Below are 19,606 nucleotides of genomic sequence, written 5' to 3'. Positions count from 1 at the left end.
CCCCGTGGCGGGCGCTGTTGCCCGCGCGCGAGACGGCGCATAGGGAGGACGGACATGGCCCCTCGTCCGCGCCTCTCCCTTGCCTCCCCGATCGCCGCCGCGATGCTGGCAGGTTGCGCCGTCGACGGCGATTTCCCCTCGCTCGCGCCGCGGCCGCAGGAGCGCGAGCTGAGCATCGTCGAGCCGCGGCGCGCGCCGGTCGCGGTGTCGAGCGATTCGGGGCTACGTCTGCGCGTCCTCGAGCTGCGCCGGCAGGCAGCGGACGGCGAACGCGCGTTCGATGCCGCCTTTCCCGCCGCGGATCGGGCCACCGCGCGGGCGGGCGCTCCGGAAACCGAATCCTGGATCGAGGCGCAGCAGGCCCTGTCGCGGCTCGAGGCGGCACGCGGCGCGCTGACGGAGGCGCTCGCCCAGCTCGACCGGCTCGCAACCGGTCGTGCGGACGTGCCCACCAATGCGGAGGATTATGCCGCGATCCACGGCATGATCGAGGTCGTCCAGGAAATCGCCGACCGCCAGGACGAGCGGATGAACCGGCTGAGGGCGCGGCTCAGCCGCTGAGCGCGGCGGCGTGACGCTTCGCCAATGCGACATAATGGGCGACGCCGGCGCGCATCCCCGCGAGATCCTCCTCGGTCAGGTCGCGCAGATATTTGGCTGGCCGCCCCGCCCAGAGCTGGCCCGAGGGAATCCGCTTGCCTTGCGTCAGCATCGCCCCCGCCGCGAGCATCGCGTCGCTTTCGATCTCGCAGCCGTCCATGACGATCGCGCCGAGCCCGACGAAGGCCCGGTCGCGCAGGGTGCAGCCGTGGACCATCGCCATATGGCCGATCAGCACCTCCTCGCCGATCAGGCATGGATAGCCCTCCTCCGGTCCGCCCGGGCGCGGCGGATCGACGTGGATGACGCTGCCGTCCTGCAGGTTCGAGCGGGCGCCGATCCGGATCCGGTTCATGTCGCCGCGCAGCACGCAATTGTACCAGACGCTTGCTTCCGGCCCCAGCGCGACGTCGCCGATCAATTGCGCGCCAGGGGCGACGAAGGCCGCCGGGTCGATGCGCGGGCGCCGGCCCTCGAATGCGATCAGGTTCACGGCCGCCACTCCTCGCGCGCGATGCTGTAGACGATGGTCGGGTTGAGCTCCGGAAAGCGCGGATCGTCATAAGCGAGATCGGGGCGCCGCGTCATGCCCAGCCGCTCCATCAGCCGCCAGCTCGCCTCATTCTGCGGAAAGGTGATCGCAACGACATGAGGTGCGCCGAGCTTCTCGAAGGCATGGGTCAGCGAGGCAGCGGCGGCCTCCTTGCCATAGCCCTGCCCCCAGGCATCCTCGCGCAATCGCCAGCCGATCTCATATTCCCCCTCGATCGGACTGCCCGGCTGATCGGCGAGCTTGAGGCCGCAAAAGCCGAGCAATTCGCCGTCGGCCTTGCGCTCGACCACCCAGAAGGTGAAGCCGCGCTCGCGTTGCCAGCGCATCAGGCGCCCCTCGACGACATCGCGCATCTCGTCCTCGCTCTTCACTCCGCCGAGCCAGCGCATCACGGGCTCGGTGTTGGTGTGATGGATGAACGGCGCCACGTCCTCCGCGCGCCAGTCGCGTAAGGTGAGGTGCTCCGTCTCGATCATCGTCGGCTCAGTCGCCCGCCCAAGGCAGCCAGTCCGGATAGTTGATGATCGGCAGGATCGAGGCATGGTCGTCGGTCCAGCCCGAGAAGCCGGGCGTCGGATCGAGCATCTCCCAATTGGCCGCGTCCTCGCCGCTCATCGTCACCAGCCGGTCGATCGTCAGTGGGTTGCGCGACAGGGCGATCCACACCGAGATGGTGGCGTTGAGCGCGTCGTCCTCCTCGGACGGCAGATATTGCATCATCGCCGGCGTCCAGCCCTCGCGCGCGGCGATGTCGGCGATCACCGGCTTCAGATCGAGATAGCGGTTGGAGATGTGGAAGAGGATCATCCCGTCGGGCTGCACCACCCGGCCATATTCGCGCAGCGCTTCGCGGGTGAGCAGGTGCATCGGCACCGCGTCCGAGGAGAAGGCGTCGACCGCGAGCACGTCGATCGAATTGGCCGCCTGACGGCGCATGCTGAGCCGGGCGTCGCCGAGCACGATCCGGGCGTCCGGCGCGCAGCGGCTGAGGAAGGTGAAGCGCCGCCGCGCCACCTCGACCATCTCCGGATCGATCTCGAAGATCGACCAGCGCTGGCCGGGCTGGCGGTAGCAGGAGAGCGTGCCGGAGCCGAGGCCGATGATACCGATGCTCGCCGGCCGGCCGAAGATCGCATTGGCGTTGGTGAGCGCGATGCCGACGCCCGAACGGCGGGCGTAATAGGAGGTCGGCACCGTCTCCAGCTCTGGCGCGAGGTTCTGGATGCCATGCAAAGTCGTGCCGTGGGTGAGCACGCGGGCCGAGCCGTCGGCGCGGTCATAGACCTCGTAAATGCCGAAATAGGAGCGGGTGCGCGAATCCCCGGCCGAGCGGCTCAGCGTTGACCAGCCGCCATAGCTCAGCATCAATGCGCCGAGCGCGATCGCGAACGGCACCCGGCGGCCGAGGCAGGCCAAAGCGATCAGCGATACGCCGATGCTGCCCATCATCGTCGCCGTCGCGTTGAAGCCGAAATAGCCGCGCTCGCTCAAGTAGGAGAGCGCCAGCGCCGCGACCGGGAGGGCGATCCGGACGATTATGGCGTAGCGCTTCGGCCAGGGCACCAGCTGATATTGCGGCACGAGCAAAGCAGCGGCGACGATCAGCAGCGGATGCTCATAGGCCCAGTCGAACAGCAAAGGCGCGACGATCGCGCAAAACAGCCCGCCGAGCATGCCGCCGAACGACATGGCGAGGTAGAATTTGGTGAGGTGGCCGACCGCCGGGCGGAGGCGGAACATCTCGCCGTGCAGCGCGACCGCGACGGCGAAGAGCAGGACCAGCCCCAGCGAGGCCGAGACGAAGGGATTGCGCGTCCCTTCGCTGAAGGCGAGGCCGCCGGCGATCAGGATGATCAGCGGCGCGACGATGGTGACGAGGTCGGTCGGCCCACGCCGCTCGGCGAAGGCGACGACGAAGCTGAGCAGATAGAGGCCGAGCGGCAGCGCCCAGAGCAGCGGCATGGCAACGACGTCGGTGGTGAGGTGAGTGGTCGTCGAGAGCATCAGCCCGGACGGCACGGCGGCGAGCGCGATCCAGTGCAGATACTGGCGCGTGGTCGGCGCGGGCGAGGTCTCCTCCGGGACGGCCTCGACCGCCTTGCCCGGCACGGTCAGCGCGCAGCCGACGACGAGCAGGACGAGGAAGGCGTAGAGGCTCGTCCACAGCCAGCTCTGCTGCTGCAGAGTCATCAGCGGCTCGACCAGCAGGGGATAGGAGATCAGGCCGGCGAAGCTGCCGAGATTGGAGGCGGCGTAGAGCGGATAGGGATCGCCGCGGCTCGATTCCAGCGCGTACCAGCGCTGCATCAGCGGCGCCTGGGCGGAGACGATGAAGAAGATCGGCCCGATCGAGGCAAAGAGAAACCAGGGCACCCAGAAGGCCGGCTCCCCGCCCACCGGCGGCTCGCCGCTGATCAGCCCGATCGGCAGCCAGAGCGCGGCGAGGCCGAGCAGCACGACATGGATCCCGACCTGGCGCCGGGGCCGGATGCGCGAGACCCAATGGGCATAGGCATAGCCGCCGAGCAGCAGCAGCTGATAGACCAGCATCGCGCTGTTCCAGATCGCCGGCGCGCCGCCGACGCGGGGCAGCGCCATCCGCGCGATCATCGGCTGGGTGAGGAAGAGGAGGAACGATCCGGTGATGATCGTCAATATGAACAAGGGGCGCGCATAGCGCTCGTCCAGCCGCCCGCCCCAACGTGCTTCGCTCGCCAAATCCCGCTTCCTTTTTGCCTTAGCCGCCGAGCAGCCGCGCCGCGACGGGCGCATGATAAGTGAGGACGCCCGAGCAGCCAGCCCGCTTGAACGCCATCAGAGTTTCGAGGAGGAGCGCGTCGCGGTCCCCCGCCCCGGCCGCCGCCGCGGCCTCGATCATCGCATATTCGCCCGACACCTGATAGGTGAAGACGGGCACGTCGAAGCGCTCCTTCACCCGCCGGACGATGTCGAGATAGGGGAGCCCGGGCTTCACCATCACCGTGTCCGCGCCCTCGGCGAGATCGAGCGCGACCTCGCGCAGCGCCTCGGCGGCGTTGGCCGGGTCCATCTGGTAGCTTTTCTTATCGCCTTTCAGCAGGCCCCGGCTGCCGACCGCGTCGCGGAACGGCCCATAGAAGGCCGAGGCATATTTGGCGGCATAGGCCATGATCTGGACGTTGACATGGCCTTCCTGCTCAAGGGCTGAACGGATCGCGCCCACGCGGCCGTCCATCATGTCCGAAGGCGCGACGATGTCGGCGCCCGCTTCGGCCTGGACCAGGGCCTGCCGCGCGAGGATTTCGACGGTCACGTCATTGCGGACGTCGCCGGTCTCGTCGGTCAGCCCGTCATGGCCGTGCGCGGTATAGGGATCGAGCGCGACGTCGGTGAGCACGCCGAGATCGGGCGCGGCGTCCTTCACCGCCCGGACCGCGCGGCAGATCAGATTGTCGGGATTGAGCGCTTCCCTGGCGTCGTCGCTGCGCAAGGCGGGCGGCGTGTTCGGGAAGAGCGCGACGCAGGGGATGCCCAGCGCCCGCGCTTCGCGCGCCCGCTCCCCGAGCCGGTCGACCGACCAGCGCGAGACGCCAGGCAGGGTCGAGATCGGTTCCTCCGCCCCCTCCCCTTCGGCGATGAACAACGGCCAGATCAGGTCCGCCGGGGTCAGCGCATGCTCGGCGACCAGCGCCCGGCTCCAGGCGGCGGAGCGGGTGCGGCGCAGGCGAAGGGCGGGAAAGGAGGCCGGGGACATTTCGGGTGCGGACTTAGCGCGGCCTCCGCGATCCGCAAAGAAGATTGGACACGGGCTGGCTCTGGGGGGTTTGTCAGCGAATGGTCGGGCCCAAACCTGTCCCGAAAGAAGCCGTGCTGGTGATCAACGCGCATTCCCGCAAGGGGCGCGCATTGTTCCGCCGCGCCGCGTTCAGGCTGCGCGAGGCCGGGATCAGGCTGATCGCGGCGCACGCGATCCGCGATCCGAAGCAGCTCATACCCACCGTGAAGGCGGCCGTGGCGGGCGGCGCGCCGATGGTGATCGTCGGCGGCGGCGACGGCTCGCTTTCCTGCGCGGTCGACGAGCTGGTCGATCGGGATTGCGTCTTCGCCCTGCTCCCGCTCGGCACCGCGAACAGTTTCGCGCGCACGCTCGGCATCCCGCTCGATCTCGACGGCGCGATCCGGACCATCGCGACCGGCAAGCGGCGCCGGGTCGATCTCGGCGTGATCGACGGCGACTATTTCGCTAACAGCGCCGCGATCGGCGTCTCGCCGCTGATTGGCGCGACCGTGCCGCCGCGTCTCAAGAAGGTCCTGGGCCGCTTCGGCTATCTCGCCTGGGCGGCCTGGTCGATGCTCCGCTTCAAGGGTTTCGAGCTGATTCTGGAGGTGGACGGCGAGACTCACCGCTTCCCCGCGCTCGAGGTTCGCATCGCCAATGGCGGGTTCCACGGCGGCGTCGAGGTGGTCGACGATGCCGAGGTCGACAGCGGCGAGATCGTCGTCCAGGCGGTGACCGGCCGCTTCAAGAAGCGGTTGCTGATGAACTGGCTCGCCATCCTCTTCCGCCACGGCTTGCGCCGCGAGGCGGTGCGAGATTTCCACGCCCGCCGCATTCGCATCGAGACCGAGCCGCGCCTGCCCATCTCGATCGACGGCGAGGTGCTCGGCCACACGCCGGCCATCGCCGAGGTGGCGGAGTGTGCGATCGAGGTGGTCGTGCCGGCCGACGCCTGATCTTGACCCCGATGGCGCGGGGCAGCAAGTTCATTGAACCCGGGTCAAAAGAATGGCATGTAACATTTGTAAAGCGTCGTCGCACCGCTCCTCGAATAGGAAAGGGCAAGAGATGCGTTTCTTAAAAACACTCCCGCTACTTGCGGTTATCTTGTCCGTCGCCGGCGCGTCCACCGCGCAAACGCCCACGGCGCCCTTGCCGAATCCGATCCTCTATTTGCTCCATACCGAGCCCTATACGACCGGCGGCGGCGCCTTCGTCCGCTACCGCTACGACGTGCTCAACCGGGAGGCCTATCCCGCCGCCATGTTCGCCCCCGCGCCGAGCCTGCCGCCCTGCGGCAACAACGCCAACGCCTCGCGCACCTGGGTGGACATTTTCGAGCATCCGACCAACCGGCGGCTCTACGGCTTCTGCGCGCTCGGCAACCCGAACGATCTCAGCCAGATCTGGTTCGCCTTGCCCGAAGGCCAGCTGCCGCCGAGCTACATCTATATCGAGCTCAACGACCGCCAGACCGGCACGCGTTACCGCTCGAACCTCGCCGACACGGTGATGTAGCTCAGCCGAGCCGGGCGAGCGCGGCGCGGTATTTCTCGGCGTCCGAGGCCTTCTCCGCATGGTCCGCGCGCGCCTTCTCGACCGCCTCGGGCTTGGCGCGCTCCACGAAGCTCGGGTTGGCGAGGCGGGCGGCGAGCGCGTCGCGCTCCTTCTCCGCCGCCTCCGCCGCCTTGGCGAGGCGGGCGCGCTCGGCGTCGATGTCGATGAAGCCTTGGGTAAAAGCTACCATTGTTACATCGCCTAGAAGGAACTGGGCCGTGACAAAACCCGTGTTTCCAAGTGGGGCGGCTAGCTCAAACTTGTCCTTTAATTCAACGGACCAGCTGCTCCCGCCTTCATAGGGCTGAAGCTCGATATGAGCAGGCCTCACGCGAGCGAGTCTTTCAATGGTGTCCAAGTGCCGATTGAGCATGTCCACCTTGTCTGGCGTAGCGACAGTAACGCTAACCGGAATCTTGTCAGCAGGGTTAAAGCCCGTTTCTAGCCGCTGGGCGCGAATGCCACGGACAAAATCGATGACAGTCTCAATCTCGCGAGTCGCCTGCGGATCAAGCGCGCGGGCGTCCGGCATCGGCCATTTGGCGAGGATCAACTCGTAAGGGCGCTCGCCCATCGCGTTCCACAATTCTTCGGTGACGAAGGGCATGAACGGGTGGAGCATGACTAGAATCTGGTCGAGCACCCAGGCGGCGACGGCCTTGGTCTCCTCATCGATCGCGCCCTTGATCAGCTCAAGATACCAGTCGCAGAAGGTCGCCCAGGTGAAATGGTAGATGGTGTTGGCGCTCTCGTCGAAGCGGAAGTCCGCGAGCGCGAGATCGAGCGCCTGGACGGTCTTCACGGTTTCGCCGATGATCCATTTGTTGACCGGCAACGTCGCCTCCGGCGGCTCGATCGTCTTCGATGCCCCGATCCCATTGGCTTGGCAGAAGCGCGCCGCGTTCCAGAGCTTGGTGGCGAAGTTGCGATAGCCCTCGACGCGCTTCTCATCCAATTTGATGTCGCGCCCCTGGCTCTCCATCGCCGCCAGCGTGAAACGCAGCGCATCGGCGCCGTAGCGGTCGATCAGGCCGAGCGGATCGACCGTATTGCCCTTGGACTTGGACATCTTCTGGCCCTTGGCGTCGCGGACCAGCCCGTGGAGGTAGAGCGTCTTCCAGGGCTTCTCACCCATGAACTGGAAGCCCTGCATCGCCATGCGCGCGTCCCAGAAGAAGATGATGTCGAAGCCCGAGATCAGGACGTCGTTGGGATAGTGGCGGCGCAATTCCTCGGTCTGCTCGGGCCAGCCCAAGGTGGCGAACGGCCAGAGCGCGGATGAGAACCAAGTGTCGAGGACGTCGGAGTCGCGGATCAAAGGAGTTTTGAGGAAGGACTCGAGCGATACGGCGCGCATCCAGTCCCGCTCGTTATCGAAAATCTCAATGTCAGCTTCCGGCACTCCATAATAGTGAGCCGCCAGCTTTCGAGCGCTATCCTCGTCCTCTGCAACATGCGGAATTCGCTCGGCATCGTGCTCGTGAAGTTCGTCGCCTGGGGGTTTCGGCCCATACCAGGCCGGGATCCGGTGCCCCCACCAGAGCTGGCGCGAGACGCACCAGGGCTGGATATTCTCGAGCCAGTTGAACCAGGTCTTCTTCCAGGTTTCGGGGACGACGCGGATGTCGCCGGAGCGTACCGCATCGATCGGCTTCTGCGCCAAGGTCGCGGCGTCGACATACCATTGGTCGGTGAGCCAAGGCTCGATCACCACGCCCGAACGGTCGCCGAAGGGCGTCGCGACGACACGGTCCTCGATCCGCTCAAGGCAGCCTTCCGCCTCGATCATCGCCACGACGCGCTTGCGCGCCTCGAAGCGGTCGAGGCCGAGCAATTCGTGCGGGATCAGTCCATCGCTGGTCTGCACGACGCGCGCCTCGGCATCGAGCATGTTGAGCATCTCGGCGGGCTTGAAGCCGGCGCGCTTGCCGACTTCGAAATCGTTGAAATCGTGCCCCGGCGTGATCTTGACCGCGCCCGAGCCGAGCTCGGGATCGGCATGCGCGTCGGCGATCACCGGGATCAGCCGGCCGGTGATCGGGTGCTTCAATTGCTTACCGATCACATCTTTGTAGCGGGCGTCATCCGGATGGACGGCCACCGCCATGTCGGCGAGCATCGTCTCGGGCCGCGTCGTCGCGACCGCAATGGAGCTGCTGCTATCCGCGAGCGGATAGCGAAAATGCCAGAAGTGCGAGTTGACGTCGGTGGTCTCGACCTCGAGGTCGGAGATCGCGGTCTTGAGCCCCGGATCCCAGTTCACCAGCCTTTTGTCGCGATAGAGCAGCCCTTGCCGATAGAGATCGACGAACACCTTCAGCACCGCGCGGCTGAAGCCCTCGTCCATCGTGAAGCGCTCGTTTTCCCAGTCGCAGCTCGCGCCGAGCCGGCGGAGCTGGCGGGTGATCGCGCCACCGCTCTCCGCCTTCCATTCCCAGACCTTGGCGACGAACTCCTCGCGGCTGAAGTCGATGCGCTTCTGCTGGCGCTCGTTCAGCTGGCGCTCGACGACCATCTGGGTGGCGATGCCGGCATGATCCATGCCGACCACCCAGAGCGCGTCCTTGCCCTGCATCCGCGCGTGGCGGATCAGGATGTCCTGCAGCGTATTGTCGAGCGCATGGCCGATATGAAGCGAGCCGGTGACGTTCGGCGGCGGGATGACGATGGTGAAGGGCTCGGCCGCGTGCCGCTCGGGGCGGAACAGGCCGTTCTCCTCCCAATGCGCATACCAACGCGCCTCGATCGCAGCGGGGTCGAAGGTCTTGGGCAGCTCGGACATGCGCCCGCCTTTAGCGGGCTTGCGTCTCTCCGCCACCCCTTCTCAACCAGCGGTCGAGCCAGCCGTGGACCTCGCGATACCATTGGATCGAGTTCTGGGGCTTGAGGATCCAGTGATTCTCGTCCGGATAGATGACCAGCCGCGAGGGGACGCCCCGCCGCTGCAGCGCGTGGAACAGGCCGAGCGACTGGCTGTAGGGGATGCGGAAGTCGCGCTCGCCGTGGATCACCAGCATCGGCGTGCGGAAGTTCTGGACGAAATTGACCGGGTTCCAGCGCTCGTAGATCTCGGCCGCCGCCGGCTCGTAATAGGGCCCGCCGAACTCCCATTCGGTGAACCACAATTCCTCGGTCTCATAGGCCATCGCCCGCTGGTCGAAGACGCCGGCATGACTGACCAGGCATCGGAAGCCGTCCGGCCAGTGGCCGGCGATCCAATTCGCCATGAAGCCGCCATAGGAGCCGCCGAGCGCGCAGGCATTGGCGGTGTCGAGCTGCGCGTCCTCGCGACCCGCGGCGGCAAGGCCGAGGCGCAAATCCTCGAGCGGGGCGCCGCCCCAGTCGCGGTTGATCGCGTCGGTGAAGGCCTGGCCGTAGCCGGTGGAGCCGTGGAAATCGACGGTCACCGCGGCATAGCCGGGCGCGGCGAACAGCCAGGGATTCCAGCGATAGGACCAGCCATTGCCGAACGAGCCCTGCGGCCCGCCGTGAATCAGATAGGCGACCGGCAGCCGGCCTTCCGCCCCCGCCGGCTTGACGATCTGCCCCCAGACCGTGTCGCCGTTGGCGCCGGCGAAGCTGAACCGCTCGACGCTGACCGGATCGATTCCCGCGAGCCGGTCGGCATTGACCTGAGTCAGGCGCGTCACCCGCCCGCGGCGGTCGATGCGGTAAAGATCGTCGGGCGCCTGGAGGCTGTTCAAGGTGTAGATCACAGAGCCGTCGGCGAGCGGATTGACGTTGCCGACCGTGCCGCCCTCGGTGAGCCGGGTCACGGCGCCGCTCCGCGCGTCGATGCGGAACAGCGGCGTGTCGAGCCGTTCGCCGGCGGTGACGTAGAGGCTGCGCCCGTCCGGCGCCCAGGCGATCGAGCCGACCGACCGATCCCACTCGGTGGTCAGCGGCCGGGTCTGGCCGGTCGAAAGATCGCGCAGCTGGATGACCTGCCGGTCGGCCTCGTAGCCCGGCCGCGCCATCGCCGCATAAGCGAGCCAGCGCCCGTCGGGCGAGACGGCGGGCATCGTGTCGGTCGCGCGGTTGGCGTCGGTCAGGTTGACCGGCGCGCCGGCGCCGTCGCCCGGCGCTGCGTAGATGTCGAGATCGGTCGAATTGGGTTCGGTGCGGCCGCCTTCGCGCAGGGCGAAATAGAGCGTGCCGCCGTCGCGGCTCCAGGCGATCTCCTCGCCGCCGCCGAACGGCTTGGACGGCGAATCGCCGACGAGTCCCGTCGCGACCGGCGTGCCGCCGCCCTGTGGCCGGCCGTCGACGAGCGGGAATGAGAAGATGCGTGAGCGGACATTGGGCTCCGTCCAGGCGTCCCAATGACGGACGAAGGTTTCGTCATAAACGCGCCCGCTGCCCCGTCCCGCTTCGGCGGCTGGCACGTTGGCGCAGTTGATGTCGGCGCAGGCGATGTTGCGGTCGGCCCAGATCGCGATGCGGTTCCCCGAGGGCGCGAGCTGGTAGCCGGCGATGTCGGTGGCGAAGTCGGTCACGCGCTCGGCCGTCCCGTCCGGGAGCGCGACCCGCCAGAGCTGCTCGCTGCCCGAGGCGCCGCTCAGGAAATAGAGCGTGCGGCCGTCGGCGGAGAAGCGCGGATCGTGTTCGTTATGCTCTGGGGTGGAGGCGATCCGGACCGGCTCGGCATTCGGGCGTCTCAGGTCGAGCAGCCACAAATCGATCCGCCCGCGATTGGCGGCGAGGTCGGTCTCGCGGAGCTGGTAGACGACCCAATTGCCGTCCGGCGAGGCGACCGGGGCGCCGATCCGCCGCAAGGTGGCGAGGTCGGTGGCGGTCATCGGGCGGGCGAAAGCGGCGGGGGCCGAGGCGAGAGCGAGCGCGGCAAGGCTCGCGGCGAGCAGCTTTTTCATGGGTGCGAGGCCTAAACCCGCCGCCGGAACGGCGCAAGCTAGAGGCTGCGGCCGGTGATCCGGGCGATTTCGCGGGTGACGAGCGATTCGACGATTTCGGGGAGATGCTCGTCGAGCCAGTCCTTGAGCATCGGCTTGAGCATCTCGCGCACCACCGCTTCGAGCGCGCCATTGTCCGCCGGCGCCTCGGCCTGGCGGCGCAGCGAGGACAAAGCGGCGAGCCGCTCGCGGCTGGCGGCGGCGGCGTCGCTCGACATCAGCCCCGATTCCTCGGTGACCGGATCCTGGAGCTCGAGCACATCCTCTTCCGGCTCCTGGAGCGCCGCTTCCGAAGGGGCCGGGCGGCGCGGGCGCGGCGCGCTCGCGCGGCCGTCCTCCGCGATCACGCGCTTGATGGAGGCAAGGATCTCCTCCATCGACGGGTCCTGCTGTATCTCCCCCATAACGCGAGACTTATTGCTTATTGGCGCGGCGCTGTCACGGCCCTGTTTATCACGGGCGTCACTGGGCTGTTCGCGTCTTCCGGCACCGTGCGCGTCGCGACTGGCTGGATGCGCGGGCCGTCGTCCCAGTCGGACCAGCTGCCCGCATAGCGGTTGTAGTTGATCGTCGGATCGTAGAGCGGGCCGCCGTCGAGGTTGAGGTCTTCCGCCTCGGCCATGCCCATCGCGTTCAACAGCTGGAAGCCGGCGACATAGGCGTCGCGGCGCGCGGTGACGAGCAGGACCTGGCTGTTCAGCAATTCCTGCTCGGCGTTCAGCACGTCCAGCACGTTGCGCGTGCCGACGGTCTGCTCGGCCCGGGTGCCCTCGAGCGCGAGCTGGTTGGCGGCGACGGCGATCTCGTTCGATTCGATCGCCTCCAGCGCCGCCTGGTAGCTGGCAAAGGCGGCGCGGGTGGTCGAGACGACGCCGCGCTCGACCGCGATCGACTGTTCGAGCAGCTGGGCACGGAATGCCTGAGCGCGACGGACGCGGGCGCCGGCGGCGCCGCCCTGATAGAGCGGGAGGCTCAGCGACAGACCGATACCGGATGTCGTCGTCGAATTGGGCAAGGTTCCTTCGGGAAGCCCCGCCGACTCATCGCCGGTGCCGAGCGAGTTGAAATAACGTGTGCTGCTGACCGCCGAAATCGTCGGCAGCCGTTCGCCCCGCGCCGCGGCGACGTCGAAGCCGGAGGCACGCGCCTGCGCCGCGATCGAGGCCAGATCCGCATTGTTCGCCAGCGCGACGTCGGTCGCAAGGTCGGGAGTCGTCGGCATCGCCGGCAAGGGAGGCGGCGGCTGCAGCTCGACGGGCATCTCGCCGATCACCCGCCTGAAATTCTCCTCGCTCGATTCGAGCCGGCCCCGGACGAGCGCGAGGTTGCTCCGCGCGAGCGCGAGGCGCGCATCGGACTGCGCGACGTCGGTACGGGTCAGGTCGCCCACCTCGAACCGATCGCGCGTCGCCTGCAGGTTCGTGCCCAGCACGCGCACCTGGTTTTCGTTGAGCTGGATGATCGAGCGGTCGCGGATCACGTCCATATAGGCGGCGACCGCCTCGGTGAAGATGTCGCCCTCCGTCGCCCGCAGGTCCGCTCGCCCGGCCTCGACCCGCGTGTCTGCGGCCCGCACCGCGTTGCGAATCCGGCCACCGGCAAAGAGCGGCATACGGACGTCGGCGCCGACATTGAGGTCGCGGCCGTTGCTGCCGACGATATTCCGGGTCAACGTGTCCTGATTGACGCCCGCGGTCGCCGAAACCGTCGGCCGCCCGGCCGCGCGCGCGAGCGCGACATCCTCGTCACGACTGCGCAGCGACTGACGCTGCGCCATGATCGTGGGATTGGTGTCGTAGGTTTTGACCAGCGCCTCGCGCAAGGTATCGACCGTGCCGTCCGGCGGCGTCTGCGCATAGGCCGCGCCGCACCCGACCAAAGCGGCCGCTCCCACGGCGGCAAGCAAACGTCCCCGCATCACAAGCTTCACTCCGTCCATCAGAAATTGAACGCCCTGGGCTTCTCGAAGCCGGGCAGCACCGCCGCGGCGGCATCCGAATAAGCTGTCGCGCCGAATGCGCCCGAAATAACACGGCCGACGCAAAGCCGGCTCACGCCCTGGTCGAGCAACGCCAGCGCGATCTTCCCCCCGTCGACGACTTGCTGGATGATCCTCTCGGGCACATGTTCCACAGCGCCGTCGATCAGGACGAAATCATAAGGCGCGCCGGCGGCATGGCCCTTGGCGAGCGGCCCCTTCACGAGTTCGACGCCGGTTCCGGCGAGCGCCTCGCCCGCCGCGGCGGCGAGCCGCGCATCCTCTTCGAGCGCGACCACCGACACGGCCAGCCGGGCCAGTACTGCGGCGCCGTAGCCGGTCGCGGCGCCGACGACGAGCGCCCGCTCGTCGCCTTTCAGGCGCGCCTCGGTGAGCAGCCGGCCCAGCGTCATCGGCGGATTGAGCGCTCGCCCGCCGCCCAGCGGCACGACGAGATCGGCATAGGCGCTGGCGCGCCTTTCGTCGGGCACGAATCGCTCGCGCGGCACGGCGCCCATCGCCGCGATCACCCGGGGATCGTTCACCCCCGTGGTGCGCAGCTGGCTCGCCACCATCGCGCGCCGCATCGCTTCGAAACTCTGGTCAGTCATCGCCCGGCTCTACTCGCACAACTGTTTTACTGATGCAATACACTTGTTCGCTCCCGCGGCTTTTATCGGCCAAGACCGGGAAGGCCAAGCGAAGACTGGGGATGCCCATGCGAGGATCGGGAGCAAGAGCCGTGCCATGGCTTCGCCACCGCCTCAGAGGGCACAAGTGGACTGGCGAATGTCCGAATCCGGACAGATTGCGTCCGCCAGCGGACAGGCCGTTCGCCGGGCGCTCCGCTTTGCTATAGCGCCGGCATGCGCGCGCCCGAGCCATTGTTCGACCCCAGCCTGCGCCGCCTTCGCCGCGGCCGGGCCGAGCGCAGCGGCGGCGACGCCGACTATCTCTACCGCCGCGCCGCCGACGAGTTGCTCGAGCGGCTGGACCTCGTCGCCCGGCCCTTCTCGCGCGCGCTGCTGCTCGGCGAGCCGCAGCTCGCGGCGGCGCTCGCCACACGGGGGATCGAGCCGGTCGCCGGCGAAGTGGAAGACCTGCCGGGCGCCAGGGACTTCGACCTCGTCATCGCGCTTGGCCTGCTCGACACGATCGACGATCTGCCCGGCGCCTTGCTGCTGATCCGCCGCGCGCTGAGGCCCGACGGGCTGTTCCTCGCCGCCTTCGCCGGCGCGGGCAGCCTGCCGCGGCTGCGCCGCGCGCTGCGCGCGGCCGAAGAGGCGGAAAGCATCGGCGCCGGTCCGCGGCTCCACCCCCAGATCGACGTCCGCGCCGCCGGCGATCTCATGATGCGTGCCGGCTTCGCCTTGCCCGTGGTCGATCGGGTGGTCGTCGAAGTGCGCTATGGCTCGCTCATGCGGCTGGTCGCGGACCTGCGCGCGATGGGTGCCACCAACATCCTCGCCGCGCGCGCCCGGCGTCCCTTCGGCCGGATGGGCCTCGCCGCCGCGATCGCCGACTTCTCGGCCGACGCGGACGCGGACGGCAAGACCGTGGAGCGGTTCGAGATCCTGTTCGTGAGCGGCTGGGCGCCGTCGCCCGACCAGCCCGCGCCCGCGCGGCGCGGCAGCGGCACGGCCTCGCTCGCCGACGCGCTCAAGCCAAAGCGTTAGAGAAGCGCTTCGAGGAGAGCGATCAGGGGCTCGTCAGCGGGGGGCATGGCGAGCGCGCGCATCTGCCTTGTCGTCGCCCATTGCAGCGCCGCGGCATCGAGCGGCCGGGGGGCGCCGCGCCAGGTCCGGCAGATGTAGAGCAAGAGCACCATATGCGCCTCGCCGAGCGGAGCGCTGGCGAAGCAGGCCGGATCCAGCGCGCCGGGCTCGACCTCTATGCCAAGCTCCTCCGCCAGTTCCCGGACGAGTGCCGCCTCGGGCGTTTCCCCCTGCTCGACCTTGCCGCCGGGAAATTCCCACAGTCCCGCCATCGTGCGGCCGGGGGCGCGCTGCTGCAGGAGCACGCGCCGATTCTCGTCGGCCAGCGCCGCCGCGACCACCGTCATTGTCGGAATTTTTTTCAACTCGGCCTGCTCCGCTAGGACTAACTTAACCGTACCGCGTTAGTCTGGACCGCCAGATGACGATCCGATGGGAAGGGATGGGACGTTGCGGGCATTTCTCCGTATTTTCAGGGATATTCGGGGCGCGACGGCGGTCGAGTACGGGCTGATCCTGGCGCTCATATTCCTTGCCGTGGTCGGCGCGATCGGCACCTTTTCGTCCACGACGATCAACATGTGGACCGACGTCTCCGAAAAGGTCAGCTCTTCTTAACCTCCCGCATTAAACTTTTCGAAACCGGGCGCTCCTAGAGAGCAAGATAGCTGACCCAAATTTAGCGCGGGCGGCGTGGAAAGTGGACTTTCCAGGAATGGAAACAAGGAGACCGGAAATGCAGTTCATTCGCAAGATCATTCGCGACAAAAAGGGCGCCACCGCCATCGAATATGGCCTGATCGCCGCCCTGATTGCCGTTGCCGCCATCACCGCGATGCAGGGCCTCGGCACCAGCCTCAACGAGACCTTCACCAACGTCTCGACCTCGATGAGCGGCTAATCGGCGCAAGCTGATCGGCAAGCCGACGACCGGGCGGTGGGAGCGATCCCACCGCCCGGTTTCTTTTTGGGGTCCAGACCTTGGCTCAGGCGATGGCGAGGAACTTGGCGCGCCGCCCCTCGCGCAGCTCGTCGCGAGAGAGCGGGGCGAGCGCGGCCAGCTCCTCGTCCAGCGCCGCGCCGAGCGTCGCGATCGCCTCGGCCGGCTTGCGGTGCGCGCCGCCGACCGGCTCCGGAACCACCCGCTCGATCACGCTGAGCTGGAGCAGATCGGCGGCGGTGATCCGCATAGCCTCGGCCGCGTCCGCTGCTTTCTCGGCGGTGCGCCAGAGAATCGAGGCGCAGCCTTCGGGCGAGATCACCGAATAGACGCTATGCTCGAGCATCAGCACCCGGTTCGCGGCGGCTCTCGCGATCGCGCCGCCCGAGCCTCCCTCCCCGACGATCGCCGCGACCAACGGCACGCCGCGCGCGAGGCATTGCTCGGTCGAGCGGGCGATCGCCTCGGCCTGGCCGCGCTCCTCCGCCTGGACGCCGGGAAAGGCGCCGGCTGTGTCGACCAGGGTGACGATGGGGAGGCCGAAGCGGTCCGCCAGCGCCATCAGGCGGATCGCCTTGCGATAGCCTTCGGGTCGCGCCATGCCGAAATTGTGCCTGAGGCGGCTCGCCGTATCGTCGCCTTTCTCATGACCGATCAGCATCACCTTGCGGCCGTGCAGCCGTCCCAGGCCGCCGATGATTGCCTCGTCCTCGCCAAAGGCGCGGTCGCCGGCCAGCGGCACGAAGTCCTCAACTAGAGCGGCGATATAGTCCTTGAAATGCGGCCGCTCGGGATGGCGCGCCACCTGCGATTTCTGCCAGGGCGTGAGCCTGGCATAGGTATCCTTGAGCTGGCGCTCGGCGCGCTCTTCGAGCTTGCCGATCTCCGCCTCGATATTGGCCTCGCCCGCGGACGAGGTCTCCCGGAGCTCGGCGATGCGCGCCTCGAGCTCGGCGATCGGTTTTTCGAAATCCAGGTAGGTGGCCATGCGGCGCAAGCGGTTAGGCCGCGGGCGGCTTCGCGTCAACGCGGCGGCGGTCGGCGAGCGGGTGGCGGCTGTTGACCAATTCGATGAGGCGGCGCGAGTCGACGTGCGTGTAGATCTGCGTCGTGGCGATGTCTGCATGGCCGAGCAGCATCTGCACCGCGCGCAGGTCGGCGCCGCCTTCGAGCAAATGGGTAGCGAAGGCGTGGCGCAGGACGTGCGGGCTCACCCGCTCGGGCGGGATGCCCGCGTCGGCGGCGAGCGCCTTGATCAGTTGGTGGAGCCGCACCCGGCTGAGATGCGATTTGCCGGATGGGAAGAGAAAGAGCACATCGCGCGGCACGTGCGCCGCCCATTCGGCGACGGCAGCGCGGGCGCGGTCCGAGATCGGCACCAGCCGCTCGCGCCCGCCCTTGCCCTTGAGGATCAGGAAGGGCCGGTCCGGCGCCACCGCATTGCGCGGCAGCGAAACGAGCTCGGTGGCGCGCAGGCCCGAGCCATAGAGCAGCTCGACCAGGGCGGCCGTGCGCAGCGCCGCCGGGTCGCCCTCCCCCTTGCGCCGCTCGATCTCTGCGAAGAGCGCATCGACCGCGCGATGATCGAGGATCTTGGGCAAGGGCCGCCCGGCGCCGGGGCGCGGCAGCGCGGCCGATGGATCGTCCGCGCGCAGACCCTCGTCGAGCAGGAAGCCGTAGAAACGGCGCAGCGCCGCCGCCTTGCGCGCCACCGTCGCGCGCTTGAGCGGCAGCCACGCCTCGCCAAGCTTGCGCAGCTCGGCGGTCGTGGCGCCACCCAGCCGTCCGCCGAGCAGCTCGGAAGCCCCTTCGAGGTCGCGCCCATAAGCGAGCAGGGTATTGCGCGCCGCGCCCGCCTCCGCCGCCATCATCTCGAGGAAGGCTGCGATCAGGCGCCTGTCCTCAGCTGCCGTCACAGCCGCGCGACCGCCTCGGCGGCGATCATCCGCGCCTCATAATCCATGCCGACCTCGCGCAGCGCGCGGACGATGCGCAACAGATAGTGGGGCGGCACTCCGGACCAGTCGCCTGTCTGCATGCCGACCGCGGCGAGCAGGGCGACCCGGCCCGGCTGGCGCTCGCGCACGGCGCGCTCGAGTGCGTCGCTCCAACGGTCGCTGCCGCCCAGCTCGAAGCCGGCCGAGCGCGCGAGGCCCGGCGCGTCACTGTCGCTCACCCGGCCGAGCCCGATCAGGGCGGCGACGAGCAGCTGCGCGCGCCGCCCACCGGCCGCGCCGACATAGTCCTCGACTCGCGAGACGCCGACATCAACCGCCGAAGCTGGCGCGCCGACGGCGAGCATCGCCCAGGCCTGCTGCTCGCCCGCTTCCTGGACGAGTCCCGCCCAGCGCGCGGCGCGCCGGTCGAGCCCGGCGGAGAGCATCGCCGCGACGAGATTGGCGCTGTCGGCGGCATGCTCGGCGGCGGGCTCGACCCGCGCCGCCGCGCCGGCGGTGAGGACGAGCCGGGCGTAGCGCAGGCGCGGCGCTTCGGGCTCGGACCAGAGCGTGCGCAGCGCCTCGAGCCGCTCATTGACCGATCCGCCGGTCCAGGCGGCGCGCAGGCGGGCACCGACGCTGCCGGTGATTTCGGTGGGATCGGCGCGATCGAGGATCAGCGAATGGAGCTCGACGAAGGATTGAGACGAGAACACGCCGAGCGAGGCCGCGACCGCCGCGGCGTCCGCGCGCTGCTCGGGCGCGAGCATCGGCGCGCGCGCGAACCAGGCCTGCATCTGCGGGCCCGCTCGCGCCATCAGCGGCGCGGGGATTTCCGCGCCGGTCGCGCTCGCCAGGCCGAAGCGCCAAGCGTTGAGCTCGCCGACATTGTCCCAGACCAGAGCGGCCGAGCGGCGCGCCTCGCCGCCCGCGCCGACCACTTTCTCGGCGAGGCTGAGGTCGATCCCGGTTGCGCCGGCGCCGCGCGCCTGGTCGATCAGGGCCGAGGCGCGCGCGGGCTCGCTTTCCAGCGCGGCGCACATCGCCTCGGACAGGACCCAGGCCGCCTCGCGCGAGCGCGACGCGCCGGCCAGCGGGCAGAGCCCGGCGATGTCGGCATTGGCGAGCGCGGTGCGCGCCGCGACCTCGACCATGCGCGGCGTGTAGTTCGGCTGGTCGACCGACTGGACGAGCATGCGCGCCGCGTCCGCCTCGCCCATGCGCAAGAGGAGATCGGCCCGCTCCGCCACCCAATCGACGGGGTGCACGCCAGAGGGCGCGGCGAGCCGCGACAGCAAGGCGCGGCGGAGCAGGATCGAGGTCCAGCGCGACGGCAAGGGCGCGTCCAGCCGCCGCATCAGCTCGGCGAGATAGGCGCCGCCGGTCCGCCCGAAGGCGTCGGCGCCGAGGCCGTGATTGCCGGGCTCGAGCACGCCCACGACGTCGACCGGGCGGACTGTGCCGGGCGGAATCGCGAAATAATTGGTCGGCCGCGGCCCGGCGAGGGGATCGAGCTCCTCGTCCTCCTCGCCGTCCTCCTCCGGCAGCGGAGTCACGCTCGGCGCCGGCGTGGGCGCGGCGCGGGTCGCGGCCTTGTTCTCGGGCGGCGGCAGGTTCTGCGGATCACCGAAGCCTTCGGGCAGCAGCGATTCGGGGGCG

At 68.7% G+C, this 19,606-nt stretch carries 19 protein-coding genes; 6 read left to right on the top strand and 13 right to left on the bottom strand.

Going from position 1 to position 19,606, the window contains the following annotated elements:
- Positions 1-54 precede the first annotated feature (54 nt).
- Positions 55-561 (top strand): hypothetical protein, encoded by a 507-nt coding sequence (locus tag ACT4N8_RS06450; protein ID WP_444857315.1) that lies wholly within the window; start codon positions 55-57, stop codon positions 559-561.
- Here the strand turns inward: ACT4N8_RS06450 and ACT4N8_RS06445 are convergent.
- From ACT4N8_RS06445 to hemB, 4 genes are read right to left on the bottom strand one after another with little or no spacing between them, the layout of a single operon-like run.
- Entirely contained in the window at positions 551-1,093 is a 543-nt protein-coding gene (locus ACT4N8_RS06445) for a gamma carbonic anhydrase family protein (protein WP_444857314.1), read from the bottom strand. The genes ACT4N8_RS06450 and ACT4N8_RS06445 overlap by 11 nt on opposite strands.
- Entirely contained in the window at positions 1,090-1,629 is a 540-nt protein-coding gene (locus ACT4N8_RS06440) for a GNAT family N-acetyltransferase (RefSeq protein ID WP_444857313.1), read from the bottom strand. Before ACT4N8_RS06440 ends, ACT4N8_RS06445 begins: the two co-directional genes overlap by 4 nt.
- A 7-nt stretch (positions 1,630-1,636) precedes the next feature.
- The gene (locus ACT4N8_RS06435; RefSeq protein ID WP_444857312.1) at positions 1,637-3,871 is read right to left on the bottom strand and encodes a spermidine synthase; all 2,235 of its coding nucleotides are present in this window, start codon (positions 3,869-3,871) and stop codon (positions 1,637-1,639) included.
- Between the two features lie 19 nt (positions 3,872-3,890).
- Positions 3,891-4,886, bottom strand: coding sequence for a porphobilinogen synthase (hemB, locus tag ACT4N8_RS06430; RefSeq protein ID WP_444857311.1), 996 nt, complete (start codon positions 4,884-4,886; stop codon positions 3,891-3,893).
- A gap of 80 nt (positions 4,887-4,966) precedes the next feature.
- Between hemB and ACT4N8_RS06425 the strand changes: the two genes are divergently transcribed.
- Together ACT4N8_RS06425 and ACT4N8_RS06420 are read left to right on the top strand one after the other, a co-directional pair.
- Complete coding sequence (locus ACT4N8_RS06425; protein ID WP_444857310.1) at positions 4,967-5,866, top strand: diacylglycerol/lipid kinase family protein; 900 nt, start codon at positions 4,967-4,969, stop codon at positions 5,864-5,866.
- A 196-nt stretch (positions 5,867-6,062) separates the two neighbouring features.
- Complete coding sequence (locus tag ACT4N8_RS06420) at positions 6,063-6,428, top strand: hypothetical protein (RefSeq protein WP_444857309.1); 366 nt, start codon at positions 6,063-6,065, stop codon at positions 6,426-6,428.
- Position 6,429: 1 nt separating this feature from the next.
- Here the strand turns inward: ACT4N8_RS06420 and ACT4N8_RS06415 are convergent, their stop codons facing one another.
- Genes ACT4N8_RS06415 through ACT4N8_RS06395 form a run of 5 tightly spaced genes read right to left on the bottom strand, consistent with a single transcriptional unit; the run spans position 6,430 to position 13,966 of the window.
- On the bottom strand, positions 6,430-9,249 hold the full coding sequence (locus ACT4N8_RS06415) for a valine--tRNA ligase (RefSeq protein ID WP_444857308.1): 2,820 nt from the start codon (positions 9,247-9,249) through the stop codon (positions 6,430-6,432).
- Between the two features lie 10 nt (positions 9,250-9,259).
- Positions 9,260-11,338: a prolyl oligopeptidase family serine peptidase gene (locus ACT4N8_RS06410; RefSeq protein ID WP_444857307.1), complete on the bottom strand. Its 2,079-nt coding sequence runs from the start codon at positions 11,336-11,338 to the stop codon at positions 9,260-9,262.
- 38 nt (positions 11,339-11,376) lie between these two features.
- Positions 11,377-11,754, bottom strand: coding sequence for a DUF2497 domain-containing protein (locus ACT4N8_RS06405; protein ID WP_444857306.1), 378 nt, complete (start codon positions 11,752-11,754; stop codon positions 11,377-11,379).
- Between the two features lie 44 nt (positions 11,755-11,798).
- Positions 11,799-13,295: a TolC family outer membrane protein gene (locus ACT4N8_RS06400; protein WP_444857305.1), complete on the bottom strand. Its 1,497-nt coding sequence runs from the start codon at positions 13,293-13,295 to the stop codon at positions 11,799-11,801.
- A 20-nt stretch (positions 13,296-13,315) separates the two neighbouring features.
- Entirely contained in the window at positions 13,316-13,966 is a 651-nt protein-coding gene (locus tag ACT4N8_RS06395; RefSeq protein ID WP_444857304.1) for a protein-L-isoaspartate O-methyltransferase family protein, read from the bottom strand.
- 255 nt (positions 13,967-14,221) lie between these two features.
- Between ACT4N8_RS06395 and ACT4N8_RS06390 the strand changes: the two genes are divergently transcribed.
- Positions 14,222-15,031 carry a class I SAM-dependent methyltransferase gene (locus ACT4N8_RS06390; protein ID WP_444857303.1) on the top strand — a complete coding sequence of 270 codons (810 nt, stop codon included), beginning with the start codon at positions 14,222-14,224 and terminating at the stop codon, positions 15,029-15,031.
- Here the strand turns inward: ACT4N8_RS06390 and ACT4N8_RS06385 are convergent.
- Complete coding sequence (locus ACT4N8_RS06385) at positions 15,028-15,417, bottom strand: (deoxy)nucleoside triphosphate pyrophosphohydrolase (RefSeq protein WP_444857302.1); 390 nt, start codon at positions 15,415-15,417, stop codon at positions 15,028-15,030. The genes ACT4N8_RS06390 and ACT4N8_RS06385 overlap by 4 nt on opposite strands.
- Positions 15,418-15,520: 103 nt before the next feature.
- Here ACT4N8_RS06385 and ACT4N8_RS06380 point away from each other — a divergent pair, with 103 nt between their 5' ends.
- Together ACT4N8_RS06380 and ACT4N8_RS06375 are read left to right on the top strand one after the other, a co-directional pair.
- A complete protein-coding gene (locus ACT4N8_RS06380) occupies positions 15,521-15,688 on the top strand; it encodes a Flp family type IVb pilin (RefSeq protein ID WP_444857301.1) in 168 nt (55 codons plus the stop codon).
- 118 nt (positions 15,689-15,806) lie between these two features.
- Positions 15,807-15,971 (top strand): Flp family type IVb pilin, encoded by a 165-nt coding sequence (locus ACT4N8_RS06375; RefSeq protein WP_444857300.1) that lies wholly within the window; start codon positions 15,807-15,809, stop codon positions 15,969-15,971.
- An 85-nt stretch (positions 15,972-16,056) separates the two neighbouring features.
- Here the strand turns inward: ACT4N8_RS06375 and ACT4N8_RS06370 are convergent, their stop codons facing one another.
- The 3 genes from ACT4N8_RS06370 to ACT4N8_RS06360 form a co-directional block, all read right to left on the bottom strand.
- Positions 16,057-16,998: an acetyl-CoA carboxylase carboxyltransferase subunit alpha gene (locus tag ACT4N8_RS06370; protein WP_444857299.1), complete on the bottom strand. Its 942-nt coding sequence runs from the start codon at positions 16,996-16,998 to the stop codon at positions 16,057-16,059.
- A 13-nt stretch (positions 16,999-17,011) separates the two neighbouring features.
- The gene (locus ACT4N8_RS06365) at positions 17,012-17,926 is read right to left on the bottom strand and encodes a tyrosine recombinase (protein ID WP_444857298.1); all 915 of its coding nucleotides are present in this window, start codon (positions 17,924-17,926) and stop codon (positions 17,012-17,014) included.
- A partial coding sequence (locus tag ACT4N8_RS06360; protein WP_444857297.1) for a hypothetical protein occupies positions 17,923-19,606 on the bottom strand: 1,684 nt, incomplete at its 5' end. The genes ACT4N8_RS06360 and ACT4N8_RS06365, both read right to left, overlap by 4 nt.

The sequence above is a fragment of the Sphingosinicella sp. genome (assembly GCF_052387495.1).
Lineage (GTDB): Bacteria > Pseudomonadota > Alphaproteobacteria > Sphingomonadales > Sphingomonadaceae > Allosphingosinicella.
This window is presented reverse-complemented; position numbering and strand designations above follow the sequence as displayed.